14 protein-coding genes and 1 other RNA gene are annotated in these 15,398 nt (G+C 52.9%); 13 read left to right on the top strand and 2 right to left on the bottom strand.

The window, feature by feature from the left end:
* Positions 1-134 precede the first annotated feature (134 nt).
* The 7 genes from PGRAT_RS23645 to rnpB all read left to right on the top strand — a co-directional run bounded on the left by PGRAT_RS23645 (position 135) and on the right by rnpB (position 6,902).
* Positions 135-614: a YaiI/YqxD family protein gene (locus tag PGRAT_RS23645; protein ID WP_036704030.1), complete on the top strand. Its 480-nt coding sequence runs from the start codon at positions 135-137 to the stop codon at positions 612-614.
* A gap of 39 nt (positions 615-653) precedes the next feature.
* A complete protein-coding gene (gene dnaG / locus PGRAT_RS23640) occupies positions 654-2,474 on the top strand; it encodes a DNA primase (RefSeq protein ID WP_042268303.1) in 1,821 nt (606 codons plus the stop codon).
* Positions 2,475-2,514: 40 nt separating this feature from the next.
* A complete protein-coding gene (gene rpoD, locus PGRAT_RS23635; RefSeq protein ID WP_020426386.1) occupies positions 2,515-3,648 on the top strand; it encodes an RNA polymerase sigma factor RpoD in 1,134 nt (377 codons plus the stop codon).
* Positions 3,649-3,734: 86 nt separating this feature from the next.
* Positions 3,735-4,559: a hypothetical protein gene (locus PGRAT_RS23630; RefSeq protein WP_025706616.1), complete on the top strand. Its 825-nt coding sequence runs from the start codon at positions 3,735-3,737 to the stop codon at positions 4,557-4,559.
* Positions 4,556-5,332: a tRNA (adenine(22)-N(1))-methyltransferase gene (locus tag PGRAT_RS23625; RefSeq protein WP_025706617.1), complete on the top strand. Its 777-nt coding sequence runs from the start codon at positions 4,556-4,558 to the stop codon at positions 5,330-5,332. The genes PGRAT_RS23630 and PGRAT_RS23625 overlap by 4 nt, the downstream gene beginning before the upstream one ends.
* On the top strand, positions 5,308-6,423 hold the full coding sequence (locus PGRAT_RS23620; protein ID WP_025706618.1) for a Nif3-like dinuclear metal center hexameric protein: 1,116 nt from the start codon (positions 5,308-5,310) through the stop codon (positions 6,421-6,423). The genes PGRAT_RS23625 and PGRAT_RS23620 overlap by 25 nt, the downstream gene beginning before the upstream one ends.
* Positions 6,424-6,486: 63 nt before the next feature.
* An RNA gene (rnpB, locus tag PGRAT_RS32030) (RNase P RNA component class A) lies at positions 6,487-6,902 on the top strand.
* Between the two features lie 81 nt (positions 6,903-6,983).
* Here rnpB and PGRAT_RS23615 read toward each other — a convergent pair.
* Entirely contained in the window at positions 6,984-8,216 is a 1,233-nt protein-coding gene (locus tag PGRAT_RS23615) for an aminotransferase-like domain-containing protein (protein WP_042267291.1), read from the bottom strand.
* 93 nt (positions 8,217-8,309) lie between these two features.
* On the opposite strand from PGRAT_RS23615, the gene pdxR reads away from it, so the two are divergent.
* A complete protein-coding gene (gene pdxR, locus PGRAT_RS23610) occupies positions 8,310-9,752 on the top strand; it encodes a MocR-like pyridoxine biosynthesis transcription factor PdxR (RefSeq protein WP_025707589.1) in 1,443 nt (480 codons plus the stop codon).
* Here pdxR and PGRAT_RS23605 read toward each other — a convergent pair.
* Positions 9,746-11,635, bottom strand: a complete 1,890-nt coding sequence (locus PGRAT_RS23605) for a S8 family peptidase (protein WP_025707590.1) — start codon at positions 11,633-11,635, stop codon at positions 9,746-9,748. The genes pdxR and PGRAT_RS23605 overlap by 7 nt on opposite strands.
* Positions 11,636-11,843: 208 nt before the next feature.
* On the opposite strand from PGRAT_RS23605, the gene PGRAT_RS23600 reads away from it, so the two are divergent.
* The 5 genes from PGRAT_RS23600 to PGRAT_RS23580 all read left to right on the top strand — a co-directional run bounded on the left by PGRAT_RS23600 (position 11,844) and on the right by PGRAT_RS23580 (position 15,360).
* Positions 11,844-12,341: a YpuI family protein gene (locus tag PGRAT_RS23600; protein ID WP_025707591.1), complete on the top strand. Its 498-nt coding sequence runs from the start codon at positions 11,844-11,846 to the stop codon at positions 12,339-12,341.
* Between the two features lie 57 nt (positions 12,342-12,398).
* On the top strand, positions 12,399-12,728 hold the full coding sequence (locus tag PGRAT_RS23595) for a DUF1540 domain-containing protein (RefSeq protein ID WP_425311805.1): 330 nt from the start codon (positions 12,399-12,401) through the stop codon (positions 12,726-12,728).
* Positions 12,729-12,739: 11 nt separating this feature from the next.
* The gene (locus PGRAT_RS23590; protein WP_025707593.1) at positions 12,740-13,141 is read left to right on the top strand and encodes a hypothetical protein; all 402 of its coding nucleotides are present in this window, start codon (positions 12,740-12,742) and stop codon (positions 13,139-13,141) included.
* A gap of 221 nt (positions 13,142-13,362) precedes the next feature.
* Complete coding sequence (locus tag PGRAT_RS23585) at positions 13,363-14,073, top strand: lytic transglycosylase domain-containing protein (protein ID WP_025707594.1); 711 nt, start codon at positions 13,363-13,365, stop codon at positions 14,071-14,073.
* Positions 14,074-14,208: 135 nt separating this feature from the next.
* Positions 14,209-15,360, top strand: coding sequence for a cysteine desulfurase family protein (locus PGRAT_RS23580; RefSeq protein WP_025707595.1), 1,152 nt, complete (start codon positions 14,209-14,211; stop codon positions 15,358-15,360).
* Positions 15,361-15,398 lie beyond the last annotated feature (38 nt).

Raw genomic sequence — 15,398 nt, 5'->3', positions numbered from 1 at the left:
TATAGATCGATGGTTTAGGGTATAAATATACGGAACGGTGCCAATGCGTATGTTGACATTCGTTCCGTATTTATGCTTTGTAAAGAAGGATTTCAGTTTGGCAAAGCGTATATATATTACACGGGAATTTGGTGATGAGCATGGAAAGGCCGCAGGCAAGGAAGATCGTGGTCGACGGGGATGCTTGTCCGGTGAAGCAAGAAATTATTGCTGCGGCCCGGAGCTTCGGCATCCCGGTAATTATGGTCTCTTCATACGATCATGTGTTGAGGGGTGAGGAAGGCGTCTCGATCGTTCAAGTGGATCGTGGGGCTGACAGTGCCGACCTGTACATTGCCAATCACATTACTGCAGGTGATATTGTCGTCACGCAGGATTACGGCCTGGCTGCGCTGGCGCTGGGCAAACGCTGCAGGGTTTTGTCTAACCGCGGACAGGAATATGATGATTTGGGCATGGACTTTATGCTGGAAAGCAGGCATGCCAGAGCCGTGGAGCGCAGACGCGGCCATTATTCCAAGGGGCCGAAAGCGATCACCGCGGAAGAAAAAATTTATTTTCAACATAAACTGACAAAACTTTTAACGATTTTGCAGGAGAATGTCCAGCTATAGCGAATTATATTTATTTGTTAAGAGATGAAGGTGGTTGAAGTGGCTAGCGGACAAGGTAATATTCCGGAAGAAGTCATCGAGAGTGTCCTCGCACGGCATGACATTGTCGATACTGTCGGTAAGGTTGTCCATCTGTCCAAGCAGGGGAAATATTTATGGGGCCTCTGCCCGTTTCATTCGGAGAAAACCCCTTCCTTCACTGTAACCCCCGAACGGGGCGTCTTTCATTGCTTTGGCTGCGGCATGGGGGGCAATGCCATCAAATTCAGGATGGAAATCGAAGGGTTATCCTTCCCCGAAGCAGTCAGAATAATGGCGGAAGAAAGTGATATCCCTGTTCCCGAGGGAAACGGAGGCATCCTCTCCCCTCCTGATCCTGAGCGTGACCGGTTAATTCAAGCGTATGAGCTGTCGGCTAAATTTTATCATTTTCTGCTGAAGAATACGGAATACGGCACTGCCGCGATGGATTATTTGAGATCCCGGGGCTTCAGCGGCAAGATGATCGACCAGTTCCAGATCGGCTACGCGCCGGACCGCTGGGATACCCTGCTCCAGTTCCTGGACAAAAGGAACTTCAATCTCGCCGAGATGGAGAAGGGCGGACTGCTGTCGGCCAGAGGCGAGGGCAAAGGGTATATTGACCGCTTTCGCGGACGTGTCATTTTTCCGATTGCGAACCGCACAGGGAAGGTGATTGCTTTTGCCGGAAGAATTCTTGGAGACGGTCAGCCGAAATACTTGAATTCCCCGGAGAGCAGACTGTTTAACAAAAGCCGGATTCTGTACAATTTGCACCAATCCAAAGCATCCATCCGCAAAACGCGGCAAATCGTCCTTTTTGAAGGCTACGGTGATGTCATTTCGGCTTGGGAAGCAGGTGTGCATAACGGAGTGGCTACCATGGGAACCTCACTGACTGAGGGGCATGTGGCTCTAATGAAGAGTTTGGGTGATGAGATCGTTCTGGCTTATGACGGCGACAAGGCCGGACAAGCCGCTGCAATGAAGGCGATCCCGATGCTGGAGGACAATGGCCTGCGGGTTAAGGTGGCTGTGCTTCCCAGCGGACTCGATCCCGATGAATTCATCTCCCGCCATGGGGGGGAGCGGTTCAAAGAGCAAGTCATTGATTCAGCAGTTTCATCCATTAAATTTAAGCTTATATATCTGAAAAAAAACCATATACTCCTAGAGGAAGACGGCAAAATAGCCTATGTCAAGGAGGCCCTGGAGATTATTGCCTCCCTGCATTCCTCTACAGAGCGCGAGGTCTACCTGCGCGAAATCGCCTCCGAGCTGGAGCTGTCATATGATAGCTTGAAGCAGGACTGCAATTTACTTCGGGCGTCGATGCAAAAAAACCTTCCCGAAGGGGATAATAACGACAAAAGGTGGAATAATGGTAGGCATAAAAAAGGGCAGGTGCAGACGCCGACTTTGCTGCCGGCTTATCATGTAGCCGAACGGCGGCTGCTGTCCTGGATGATACAGGACCCGGATGCCGCCGCATATGTTGGCGAACGCCTCGGAGAAGAGTTCAACATCGATGATCATGCGGCAATTGCCGCTTATCTATATGCCTATTACGCGCAAGGCAAACCCCCCGGCATCAGCCGGTTTCTATCATCGCTTCAGGATGACCGTCTGGAAAAAACAGCAACCGCGATTTCCATGATGGACACTCCTCCGGACTGGAGTACACAGGTTCTGGATGATTGTATCCGTGAAGTGCGGAAATACCCCGTGCAACGCGGGATGGAACAAAAACGCGAAGAGATGATTCAGGCTGAGAAGTCGGGTGACTTTTTGCGTGCGGCACAAATAGCAAGTGAGATTATAGCCCTAGAGAGACAATGAGCTGTTGACAGGATGTACCTAGGGAGGAGGGAGTCGAATTATGGCGAACGATCAGCACACTGAACTGGAAGCGGAATTTACTCTGGATCAGGTTAAGGATCAGCTTATTGAGCAGGGCAAGAAAAGATCATCATTGAACTACAAAGATATTATGGAGAAATTGTCGCCGTTTGATCAGGACCCCGAGCAAATGGAGGAATTCTACGAGCAGCTGAGCGATTTGGGTATTGAGGTTGTGAATGAGAATGACGAAGAGGTCAATACCCTTCGGCCAAGCGAGGATAATGAAGGCAGCGACAATGATGACTTCAGCTTTGACGATGATTTGTCACTCCCGCCCGGAATCAAGATCAATGACCCTGTCCGGATGTATCTGAAGGAGATCGGTCGCGTGCCGCTGCTGTCGGCTGATGACGAGGTAGAACTGGCGATGAGAATCAAGAACGGCGATGAGGAAGCAAAACGCCGGCTTGCTGAAGCAAACCTGCGGCTCGTCGTAAGTATCGCCAAACGTTATGTTGGGCGCGGCATGCTGTTCCTCGACCTGATTCAGGAAGGCAACATGGGTCTGATCAAAGCGGTTGAGAAGTTTGACCACAACAAAGGTTTCAAATTCAGTACGTATGCGACTTGGTGGATTCGCCAGGCCATCACACGGGCGATTGCGGACCAGGCCCGGACGATCCGGATTCCGGTACACATGGTGGAAACCATCAACAAGCTGATCCGGGTATCCCGCCAGCTGCTGCAGGAGCTTGGACGTGAGCCTTCGCCGGAGGAAATTGCCGCCGAGATGGAGCTGACGGTTGAGAAGGTCAGAGAAATTATGAAGATTGCCCAGGAGCCGGTATCGCTGGAAACACCGATCGGTGAAGAAGATGATTCGCATTTGGGTGATTTCATTGAGGATCAGGAGGCGCTTGCGCCTGCAGACGCAGCTGCTTATGAGCTGCTGAAGGAACAGCTGGAGGATGTGCTGGACACGCTCACAGAGCGTGAGGAGAATGTGCTTCGCCTGCGCTTCGGTCTGGATGACGGACGGACGAGAACGCTTGAGGAAGTCGGCAAAGTGTTCGGTGTTACCCGTGAGCGGATCCGCCAGATTGAAGCCAAGGCGTTGCGCAAGCTTCGGCATCCAAGCCGCAGCAAACGTCTTAAGGATTTCCTCGAATAGTGTCATAAACCGGACCTTCTGCTGCACGGTGGCAGGAGGTCCTTTTAGCTTAGGCCGGAGTCAAGGTCCGAAAGAGGGATGAGCCGTTGAATTTGGAAAAACGTGAAATTATTTTAAGAGAAATTCAGTACTGGAGAAGAAGCAAGGTTTTACCGGAGCAATATTGCGATTTCCTGACCAACCTCTATAATGATGAGACTGAGGTGAAGGACAGCAATCCGATTTCACTCCGTAATCTTCAGCAGGGAAGCATCAAAATATGGCTGTTTGGTTTTGGAATTATTTCCTTGATTTTCTTGATTAGTCTTTATTTTAGCGTTTTTCCCTGGCCATTGCAACTTGCTACCGCACTCTGTGTCCTAATTGTTTGTTATGGCTACTCCGCCGTTTACCGGGACCGGAACAACATGATCAGCCTCGTGCTGGCAGGGGCCGGAAGCGTGCTGACACTGGGGTTCGGATTATGGCTTATTGCACTGCATGATCTTGATCCCGGTTTCTGGCGGCCTCTGCTGATAGCAGGCTGCGGATTGCTGTGGGTCATTCTCGGATTTTTGCTGCGGATCAGCCTATTGCATTTCTGCGGTTTTGCCTTTTGGGCATTGCTGTATGCAGGGTTCTTCGGGCAGCAGCGGCCGGATGCCTCGATTCTTGAATTGGAGCTGCTGTATCTGCCGCTCTGCGTGCTGATGGTATGGCTGAGCTGGCTGCTGCATCACCGGGTGAATAGCGTTTCCGGAGTCTACCTGGGAGTAGGTACCGCACTCTGGATAATGCCTGAAATTGACGCTTTGCTGCTGAGACAGGATTTTCCCCAGTGGGTTTCGTTAATACTGATATTGAAGATTGCGGCAGGTCTTGCCCTGCTGTTTATTTTCCGCAAAAAATGGATAACGTGGGTGACCTCATGAATAACAATAAATTATCAAACCGGCTTCAGCTTGTGCTGGAGCAGATTCCGCAGGGGAGCACTGTCGCTGATATCGGCTCAGACCATGCCCTGCTGCCTGTAGCTGCTGTAGCAAGCGGACGGGTGCCTTCTGCCGTTGCCGGAGAAGTAAACCCGGGGCCGTTCGAAGCCGCCCGCAGGGGGGTAGCAGAGGCTGGACTGGGGAAGGTGATTGCCGTCCGCCGCGGAGACGGGCTGGAAGTCCTGGAGCCCGGAGAAGCCGATTGCATTACCATCGCCGGGATGGGAGGCGCGCTGATTGCCTCGATTCTGGACCGGGGCTTAAGCCTCGGCAAGCTTGAAGGCGTGAAGACACTGGCGCTCCAGCCGAATGTAGGTGAGGATATTCTGCGCCGCTGGCTGTTGAACCATGGCTGGGTGCTTACCGCCGAGCATATTCTGGAGGAAGACGGCAAGATCTATGAAATTCTGACCGCAGTCAGGGAAGAAGACGCTGAAGGAATCACAAATGAGCAGTTGTACCGTGATTTTCAGCTGGCCGGAGGAACGGTGTGTGACCGTGAGCTGCTGCTGGAGATGGGACCATGGCTGCTGCAAGCGCCTAATGCTGCGTTCTTCGCCAAATGGCAAGGAGAGATTGCCAAACTGCAGGGGATTCTGACTTCGCTGACTCGCTCCGAACAGGTCTCGGCTGAGGAGAGACGCAATCAGATTGCGGCGCAGATCAACCAGATTGTGGAGGTGCTGGCATGTTTGCCAAAGGACAAACTGTAATCGGTTATATGGAGCAGCTTGCTCCCAAACATTTGGCGGAGGAATGGGACAACGTCGGACTGCAGCTTGGTTCTCTGCAGAAAGAGATCACCGGTGTTCTTGTAGCGCTCGATGTCAATGACGCGGTCGTGGATGAAGCCATAGCACAAGGCTGCAATCTGATTATCGCCCATCATGCGATTATTTTTCGGCCGATCAAGGGAATCCAGACCGATACGCCTATGGGCAAGCTCTATGAGAAGCTGATTAAAAATGATATTGCCGTCTATATCAGCCATACGAATCTGGATGTGGCCGAAGGCGGCATGAACGATTGGATGGCGGAAGCTCTGGGCATCCTGGAGGGGGCGCCGATTAAGGACATCCATACCGAGCAGCTCTCCAAGCTGGTGGTATTTGTGCCGAAGGACCATCACCAGAAGGTGCTGGATGCCATCCTGAACGCGGGTGCGGGCTGGATCGGCAATTACAGCCACTGCAGCTTCAATATTGAAGGCTATGGAACCTTCATCCCGAGAGAGGGATCGGACCCTTACCTTGGTGAGAAGGGCAAGCTGGAGCGTGCTGAGGAAATCCGCATTGAAACGATTGTGCCTCAGCCGATCCGGAATAAAGTCGTGCAGGCCATGCTGAAGGCCCATCCTTACGAAGAAGTGGCTTATGATCTCTATTCTATGGACTTGAAGGGCCGCAGTTTCGGGCTGGGCCGGGTAGGGAAGCTTAAGGAGCCGGTGACTTTGGGGCAATTCGTTGAGACGGTTAAAAGCGGGCTTCAGGTTGACCAGGTTCGTGTCGTTGGGGATTTGAACCGACCTATCCGCAAAGCAGCTGTAATGGGAGGTTCCGGGGCTAAGTATTACAACAGCGCCATCTTCAAAGGAGCGGACGTGCTCGTGACCGGGGACATTGACTATCACACGGCACAGGATGCATTTCTAGCGGGCATTACGCTGATTGATCCGGGACACAATGCAGAGAAGATTATGAAGGTGAAAGTAGCCGAGTGGATCGCGGGCAAGCTGGCTGAGCATAAGTACGGTACCGCTGTGCATGCTTCGAAGGTGAACACGGAGCCGTTTGCTTTTCTTTAATTTCCTCTTATTTACCACTTGTACCGCAGGATGCAAGTCTGTATAATATACAATGTTGATCGGAAAGTTTGACAGACAATCGCCGGCGCGCGTGAAGACGCCGCGGGAGGAAAGTCCGGGCTCCACAAGGCAGGGTGCTGGATAACGTCCAGTCGGCGCGAGCCGAAGGATAGTGCCACAGAAATGGACCGCCGATGGCCGCTTTCGGGCGGCACAGGCAAGGATGGAACCGAGGTGTAAGAGACCCCGAGGAACGCTGGTGACTTCGTTCCTGGTAAACCCCATCTGGAGCAAGACCTAATGAGACGCAGCTTCTCCTTAACCGGAAGAAGCAGCCTTCGCCTGAGGCGCGTCTAGGTTGGTCGCTGGAGCTGTGCAGTAATGTACGGCCTAGATAGATGATTGTCGCTTATGGTGGGAGGGTAGTTCCCGTTCGAACCACGACGAGCACAGAACCCGGCTTACGGCAAACTTTCCTAACTGACAACTTGTTCATGGTAATTTCAACTGATGTAATCATAAGACAGCGGCCCTCCTCGGAGGGCCGCTTTTTGAATTCTTTAATTTGCTTGAATCTGCTGCGGAATCTCTTCGCTCTGCGAGTAAATCTTCAGGGCTTTGTCCAGCCGCTGCACGGCAGTCTGCATCAGCTCAGGAGGAGTATGCGTGAAATTAAGCCGCATCGTATTTTTCCGCGGCTGCTCGGAATAGAATACCCCGCCAGGTACAAAGGCTACCCCTTGCTCTACAGCATAAGGAAGCAGCTGTGCGGTGTTAACAGGTTCTGCCAGTGTCAGCCACAGGAACATGCCGCCGCGCGGCTCAAGAAAATGTGTGCCTTCCCAGTTGCAGTACGCCAGCTCGCCGGAGAGCAGTTTCATCCGCGAGTGGTATTCGTAGGAGATCAGGCGGATATGCCCCTCAAGGTCAAAGGTCTGCAGGAGTTCTGAGAGTGCACGCTGGTCGATGGTGCTGGAATGCAAATCAGCAGCCTGCTTCGCTTTGGTGATTACCCGGATCAATTCAGGGGGCCCGATGATCCAGCCTGTGCGCACTCCCGGAGCAACGATCTTGGAGAAGGTTCCTGTGTAGATAACACAGGATTCGCCTTCGCCGCTTCGGTCAATAGCTGCCAGTGTAGGGGGATAAGCGCCTGGGGAATCATCGAAGGTAATCTCGCCATACGGATTATCTTCGAGAATGAGCACACCATAGCGCCGGCATAAATCTACAATCTGTTCACGGCGTTCTCTGCTCCAGGTGGCTCCGGATGGATTGTTGAAGGTAGGTACAGCATACAGCAGCTTGGGGCGCCGTATGCGCAGCTGCACTTCTAAATGATCCGGCAGCATGCCGTGCTCATCGCTCCGGACCGTGTGAATATCTGCGCGGTAAGAGCCGAGCACTTGAAGCGCGGCCAGATAGGTAGGGGCTTCAACAAGCACGGCATCGCCGGGGTTGAGCAGAATTCTGCACAGCAGGTCCAGCGCCTGCTGGGAGCCCGTTGTCAGAATCATATCGGAAGCGGATACTGAAATTCCCTGCCCGGTCAGCCTGGCGGCGAGCTGTTCCCGCAGCGGCAGGTAGCCTTCAGTCAAGCCGTATTGAAGGGCCGAAGTGTCAGCGGAGAGTGCCTTGTTATAGGCATCGCGGACAGCCTGCATTGGAAACAGGTCTTCACCGGGAAGCCCGCCGGCCAGAGAGATGATGTCTTTGCCCTGGGTAACCTTCAGAATTTCACGGACTGCCGAAGATCCCAGATGATCCGCTGCTGTAGAAAAACTTATCTTCATAAAAAGTACTCCCCGCCTTGGTTTTTGTTGTATCATAACGGCATAGCGGTATAACAGTAAAGCGGTGAATATAACAGTTGGGAGGACGGAAAAATGCATATCGATTTGCTTCGCAGCGGCAGCAAACCTCTGCCGCAGCAGATCAGCGACACGCTGGCCCAGCGGATTACTTCCGGGCTGCTGCAGCCGGGTTTCCGCCTGCCTTCTGTCAGAGGTCTGGCAGCTACGCTGAAGGTAAGCCAGGTCACCGTGAGCAAGGCCTACGCCGACCTGGAGAAGAAGGGACATCTTATATGCAGCCAGGGCAAAGGCTGCTTTGTAGCGGAGCATGAGCAGAGCGGGCCCGGGAACGGCGCAGACTGGCGGGACGGTTACGATGATTATTTACCGCGCGCCCAGCTCTGGCGCAATTTCGGCTACTCCGAGGTGAAGTACCCGTTCCATCTTGCAGCAATCCATGAAGAACTGCTGCCGCTGGGGCCGATCAGTACAACCATGGCGGCCCTCGTAACCGGCCAGCCTGAACTGATGGCCTCCTACGGCAATTTCCAGGGCGATCCGGAGCTGCGGGAGATCATGCGCAGGCATTTGCAGCTGCGCGGAATCCACCTCGCTACTTCTGATCTGATGATTACCAGCGGAACACAACAGGGGATCGATCTGGTGGCCCGGACGTTTGTGGGGCCTGGAGATACTGTCTACCTGGAAGCTCCGAGCTATACCGGCGCGATTGACGTATTTGCTGGAAGAGGGGCGGAGATGATTTTCGTGCCGATGGATCATGAAGGCATGCGTGTGGATGTGCTGACCAGGCAATGTGATGCCAGGCCGCCCAAACTGATCTATACGAACCCAACGTTTCAGAATCCGAGCGGCGTCACGATGAGCATGGCAAGAAGACAGCGGCTGCTGGAGCTTGCCCGCAGCTACCGCTGTCTCATTGTAGAGGATGATCCGTTCAGTGACCTGTATTTCCGCACGCCCCCACCTTCTCCGATCAAATCGATGGATGAGGACGGGCATGTGGTATATATGAAAAGCTTCAGCAAAGTTATCGCCCCGGGCTGCCGGATTGCCTGTGTTGCAGCCGAGGGCAATATCCTGTCCAGACTGATTGCCGCCAAGTCGGCCAGTGATCTGGGCAGTCCGCTGCTGACGCAAGGTGCGGTGCTTCCGTTCATTGCCCGCAGGTACGAGGACTATGCCCGTACGCTCCGGGCTGCGCTGCGGAGGCGAATGGAAAAGGCGGCCAGGCTCCTGAAGCAGTACGCCCCGCCGGGCGTGACATGGGTTCTGCCCGAAGGGGGACTGAACCTTTGGCTGCAGCTTCCTTCCGCCTCCGGGATTGAAAGACTGCGAGAGCTGGCCGAGGAGGAGGGCATTTCTTTTCTGCCCGGCGATGTGTGCTACGCCGGGGATCTTCCCTCCAGGTTTATCCGCCTGTGCTATTCGCAGATGACGGAAGCCGACATGGAGCGGGGACTGAAGCTGTTCCTGATCCTCCTGGACAAGCATCTCCGCTCATTGAATCAATAACCGTGCTCCAGGCTCTGCCGGAGGGTTTTGAGCTGGCGGCCGACATGCTGCGGGTACAGCTGAAGCGGCACCCCGCCTCCGCCTGCAGCCTGCAGCGTTTTGTAAATATCCACCTGGCCCCAGCCGTAATATTTATCCTGGCCGGGCTCCCCGAGGTCCACGGCATTGGAAGTCATCAGCGCCATGACTTCTTTATTCGTCAGAGCAGGGTTCAGGGAACGCACCAATCCCGCCAGTGCCGCTACATGCGGACTGGCCATAGAGGTGCCGGACAGCGCGGCATACTGGTTATCAGGGTAGGTACTGGCAATGCTCTCTCCGGGAGCGGCGACATCAATATAATCGCCGTAATTGGAAAAGGAGGCTTTTTCGCCATTGGCGCTGGTCGCTGCGACTGCAAGCACCTCCGGATAGGCGGCAGGGTACCCCGGACGCTCGGTGTTATCATTCCCGGCAGCGGATACAACCACAACATCGCGGTCGTAGGCGTATTTAATCGCATCATGAAGGAACTGGGAATCGGCATAATTGCCCAGACTGAGGTTAATGACCTTGGCGCCTTTGTCGGCCGCCCAGATAATCCCTTCGGCAACGGAATAAGTGGTTCCCGCCCCAGAGTTGTCGAGCGCTTTTACCGGAAGGATCTTGTTATACCAGCTGATACCCGCCACACCTTCTTCATTATTGGTCAGTGCACCGATAATTCCGGCAACATGAGTGCCATGGCCCACGTCATCATCAGGCGGCGAGGTGTTCGTGATGGCATTATATCCGGCAAGCAGCTGGCCTTTGAGGTCAGGATGGTTGGCCTGCACACCGGTATCCACCACCGCTACAATGACCTCTTTGCTGCCTTTGGAGAGATTCCAGCCCTGTTCGGTTTCGATAGCCGGCAAATTCCACTGGTAAGTGGAGAACAGCAGATCATTTGGCGTAATGACTGCAGCTCCGGTATTTTCGCCCACGGTATCATTGGTTAAATACATATAGTGGGGTTCTGTATATTGCGGATGCCACTTATGGTCAAAATAAGCCTTTAGCTGACTGTAATTCATCTTCCCGGAGCGGAAAATGTAGGCATAGCCCAGCTTGCGCGGCTCCTTGGAGCGGATATCGGCGGCAATGGTCTGCAGCTGTCCTGTGGTGGGGTGGCCGTTTTTGAAGCGGACGACAATCTCATTTTCGTAATAATGGCTGGCATTTTCATTATCGTGGCCGGTCTTGACGGTGAGCTCCTTCAGGGTATCGGCATGAACGGATTCCACCCGGTATTTTCCTTCCTTTGGGTAGGGGATCAGCCGCAGATTTTTGAGCTGATGCTCAGCCACACGGTCGAGAATTTTCTGATTAATCAGGGCGATGACACCATAATGTCCCTCCCGGTCGCGCTGGGCTGTGAAATAATATTTTTTATTGCCGATGATAAAGGAAGGGGATTCATAGCTTTGATGCCTCTGGATTGCCGTTTTTGCGGTGTTCAGATACTTCAGCAGCTGTTTATTTTCCTGGTCGCTTCCTTCGGGAAGAGCGGATTTGAACGTGCTGGACTGCTTCGTGCGGAAATCAATCCACATCAGCATGGCAATATGTCCGTGTCCCTGCTGCAGCTGTTTGGCATATGCTGAAATATCCTCGGGCGTTTTGCCATCCGTCTCGGATAACATGGTCCGCAAATGCTTGCTGACATCTGTTCTGTTCAGACGGTCGGTGGAGCTGACATCCTGGGTAAGGGCTGTTTTTTTAATTGTTTTTTCCTGTGGCGGGTTCGGTACGGAGGTTTTCCTCAGCGTAGAGCCCCCATCCGGCCGAAGGGTGTACGTGAACACGGCTATAGTAAAAGCAGCGGTGACCAAACCGGCTATCATTGCGTTTTTGCGTGACATATTTTCCGCTCCTTCATGGCATTGTATAGCTGTAGGTTTAGGAGAGCACGCAGGTTTTATGCATTACAGAAAAGGATACCGTCGTCCAAGGTTTTATGTTAATATCAGAAAGTAAGTGCTTAAGATGTAAAAGCACTTGGAAATGCCTCGCTGTGATTGTATGGATTACAACTACAAGAGCTAGGACTAATAAGGGGGAGCAATCGCCATGTCAGCAGCCAATGTGCAGAAATTGTGTGAAACGACGAGAGAAAAGCTTAAATCCGTAATCGGAAAAATGGAAATATTCCTGAATCAGCATGCGCTGCCGCAACTGGTCACGGAGGATGATGAGGAAACGCTGCTCTTTTATCAGGGCTTTTTGTCCGATCTCCGCCATTTGCTGGTGTTCTCGGAAATGTCATATGAGAAACTTGGGGTTGCCCTGCGCCGTGCCACTTTTGATGATGCGTTTGCACAAAAAGCCCTTTATAATGTATACCACTTTGGTGTAAACAACTTCTTTTATCCCAAAAATGAAAGTTATTCCGAAGACGGGCGTTATGCCTACACGGGCCAGGATGCGATCCGTTTCCGCAAAAAGCCGGTCCGCCCGGCACGGGACATTATTATGGATATTACCAAGGTCTATGAAGAACTGCGGGATGACCTCAGTTATTATGAAAATGATTATCTGACCGAAAAACGCATGCAGAACCAGGTATAGCCTGTAGTTAAGCTGCTCTGGTTCCAGAAGACCGCATTTGCCATTGCGATATGGCGGATGCGGTTTTTTGTGCTTTTCTCCGCTAAGGGAGCTGTGGCGAATTGGAAACCCTTGTACAGCATAGGGGAGGCTTACTGCGGACATAATGAAGCCGAGGTGATAACTATGGCAAACGCAAAAACGCTTGTAAAATGCAGTGTGAGCAACTGTCATTATTGGGGAGAACAAAACTTGTGCCGTGCAGACGAAATACTCATCGAAATCGACAAGCATGCAGGCAACGCCTTCAAGGAAGAATATGCCGAGGAAATGACGGAGCAGGGCCATCACGATTATGCCGGTAATTCTTCTGCTACCTGTTGTCTGACGTTCAAGCCTAACGCTTAGGAGGACGCGCCATGGACAAGCAAAGTGATGACTCCAATCTGGACCGCTATCAGCGCAGAAAAATTGTCCTGCGTCCGCGTCGTGTAGATTACCCCCGGCGTGACAAAGCGCATAATGAGGAATACGCCGCTGAAATTACCCCGCTGCCAAACCATGTGCACAGAGGACAAATCAATGGGACAGAAGCCAAAACGGAAACAGGGTCCAGCAGTGAAAGCCGCTCTATCGGTTATATAGGCTTAGGCTTTGGAGTAGTTTCTTTGTTTATATGGTCGATTATTTTGGGACCCATTGCTGCAGTCCTTGGCTATTATGCATATGCCAGAGGGCAAAAGACAGCCGGCGCCTGGGCCATGGGACTGGGGATTGTATCCACACTCAGCTACTTTGTCATGATTCCTTTTGCCCGTTAGACGCCTAAGGCAGCTGTAAATCCAGATTCAAAACAGGCTTTCAGACCTATCTATGCAGGTCTGAAGTCTGTTTTTGCCTGTCCGTGTATAGCAATTGCTCTGAAAAAATTGTAAAATAAAGGCGCATTTTAAATTTTTCACGATTAGACTCCAATATCATATATCAAGTTCAGTTCACTATAATCATACAAAAACAACCCCTGAAAGAAGGAATGCTCAGCATGGCGATCAACCCTGCAGCTGGAACCGGAACCGGGCAGCTGAAATGGATCAATCTGCGAAGTTCCTCCCGGGTTAACAACGGGACGGATAACGCAAAACCGGAAGTAACAGGAAGCTCATCGGCAGAATTTGCCGCACTCCTGCAGGAGCTGGCGCTCCAGAATGCCGGCGGAAACTCGGGCAGCCCGGGAGCTTCGCTTGACAGCTCTGCCTTAAGCGGAATGCTGTGGCAGCAGCTTGGAGGGATGGATGAAGCCTACAACGCCATTTCCGGGGAAATAACGGATACTAAACCTACGGATTATGAAGATCTGATTCAAAGTGCCAGCGTGAAATACGGAGTTCCCGTTGACTTGATCAAAGCCGTTATCGACACGGAATCGTCCTTCAATCCTAATGTTGTTTCTTCAGCCGGAGCCAAAGGGCTCATGCAGCTGATGGATGGCACAGCGAATGGGCTGGGCGTATCCGACCCCTTTGACCCGGCACAGAGTATCGACGGCGGAGTGCGTTATCTGTCCTACCAACTGAAACGGTATAATGGGCAGGAGAACATGGCGCTTGCCGCATACAATGCCGGACCGGGACGGGTGAACAAGCTTGGAGTAAGCACTGATCTGGAGCTGTTGGCCAATCTGTCGCAGCTACCGAAAGAAACGCAGGCCTACATCAGCAAAATAGAACGCGCCCGCGCCAAATACGCGGTATAATAAAAAGGATCAAACGGTAGAACCTTAAGCCACAGAAGTGGTCAAGGACCGTTTGATCCTTTTTCGCCATTTGGGATGAAGCGGGAGATACCGCAGAAATGAACAAGCAGAAGACGCAAAGGAGACTTCCGATATATGCTTTACTGGGATTACGCTGCTGCTGCCCCGCCGTATGATGAGGTCGTGCAGACAGTGGAACAAATTATGAGGCTGCATTATGCCAACCCTTCCTCCCTGCACCGCGCCGGGGTGGAAGCGGAACGGCTTATCACGCGTGCGCGGGAAGTATGCGCAGCCGCACTTGCTGTACAGCCTCACGAAATTTTGTTTACCTCGGGAGCCACCGAGAGCAACAACCTGGCTATCAAAGGCGCTGCCCTGCAGTATAAGGCAAGAGGAAGGCATATCGTGACAACACAGTTGGAGCATCCTTCAGTGTATGAGAGCTGCCGGCAGCTGCGGGAGCTGGGCTGGGAGGTAACTTTTGTCGCGCCTGCAAGCACAGGGATAGTGGACCCGGCGGATATAGCTGCTGCCATCCGGCCGGATACAGTACTTGTGAGTGTCATGCATGTCAACAATGAGATTGGAACAGTACAGCCCCTGCGGGAGATCGGCCAAGCAATCAAAGCGGTGAACCGCCGGACGCTGTTTCATGTCGATGGAGTGCAGGGTTATGGCAAACTGGAGACACGGCTGAAGGAGTGGCAGGCCGAGCTGTACAGCCTGTCGCCGCACAAAATCCGTGGTCCGCGCGGCACAGGGATACTGGTGGTCCGGGAAGGAACTGCATTGTTCCCGCTGCTGACGGGAGGCTCCCATGAAAATGGAAACCGTGCCGGAACCGAAAATGTAGCGGGAATTGTCGCTTCCGCCAAGGCCGTGCGGATGAGCGGTGAGCGGCGGGAAGAACTGGGGAGACGGCTGATTCCGCTCCGCAACCGGCTGCTGCATTTTATTGCGGGCATGCCTGAGCTTATCCTGAACAGCGGGGAGGACGGCGCACCTCATATTGTCCATTTCTCCTACCCGGGCATGAAAGGGGAAGTGCTTGCGCGCAAGCTGGAGGAGCTGGGGATGACGGTTTCGACCCGTTCCGCGTGTTCTTCGCGGCTTGCTGAACCGAGCCGGATCCTGCTGTCGATCGGCAGAGACGTCCCTGCGGCTCTGGGAGGTATCCGGATCAGCCTGGGGGACATTCATACAGAAGCTGATGTAGCTCTGCTTGAACAAGCCCTGCTGGCTGCTGTACAGTCATTGAAGAAAGCTGAAGGAGGCCTGAAATAACGAATGAAAGACATAGAGAACGGGTTCGTGGCCGAATC

The sequence above is a fragment of the Paenibacillus graminis genome (assembly GCF_000758705.1).
Lineage (GTDB): Bacteria > Bacillota > Bacilli > Paenibacillales > Paenibacillaceae > Paenibacillus_AQ > Paenibacillus_AQ graminis.
This window is presented reverse-complemented; position numbering and strand designations above follow the sequence as displayed.

Bases quoted from the DNA above. Each gene is read 5' to 3' on its own strand.
- PGRAT_RS23625 (WP_025706617.1), top strand. From the start codon at position 4,556: ATGAATAACAATAAATTATCAAACCGGCTTCAGCTTGTGCTGGAGCAG.
- PGRAT_RS23600 (WP_025707591.1), top strand. From the start codon at position 11,844: ATGTCAGCAGCCAATGTGCAGAAATTGTGTGAAACGACGAGAGAAAAG.
- PGRAT_RS23620 (WP_025706618.1), top strand. From the start codon at position 5,308: ATGTTTGCCAAAGGACAAACTGTAATCGGTTATATGGAGCAGCTTGCT.
- PGRAT_RS23580 (WP_025707595.1), top strand. From the start codon at position 14,209: ATGCTTTACTGGGATTACGCTGCTGCTGCCCCGCCGTATGATGAGGTC.
- PGRAT_RS23590 (WP_025707593.1), top strand. From the start codon at position 12,740: ATGGACAAGCAAAGTGATGACTCCAATCTGGACCGCTATCAGCGCAGA.
- PGRAT_RS23605 (WP_025707590.1), bottom strand. From the start codon at position 11,635: ATGTCACGCAAAAACGCAATGATAGCCGGTTTGGTCACCGCTGCTTTT.
- PGRAT_RS23595 (WP_425311805.1), top strand. From the start codon at position 12,399: ATGCGGTTTTTTGTGCTTTTCTCCGCTAAGGGAGCTGTGGCGAATTGG.
- PGRAT_RS23645 (WP_036704030.1), top strand. From the start codon at position 135: ATGAGCATGGAAAGGCCGCAGGCAAGGAAGATCGTGGTCGACGGGGAT.
- rpoD (WP_020426386.1), top strand. From the start codon at position 2,515: ATGGCGAACGATCAGCACACTGAACTGGAAGCGGAATTTACTCTGGAT.
- PGRAT_RS23615 (WP_042267291.1), bottom strand. From the start codon at position 8,216: ATGAAGATAAGTTTTTCTACAGCAGCGGATCATCTGGGATCTTCGGCA.
- PGRAT_RS23585 (WP_025707594.1), top strand. From the start codon at position 13,363: ATGGCGATCAACCCTGCAGCTGGAACCGGAACCGGGCAGCTGAAATGG.
- pdxR (WP_025707589.1), top strand. From the start codon at position 8,310: ATGCATATCGATTTGCTTCGCAGCGGCAGCAAACCTCTGCCGCAGCAG.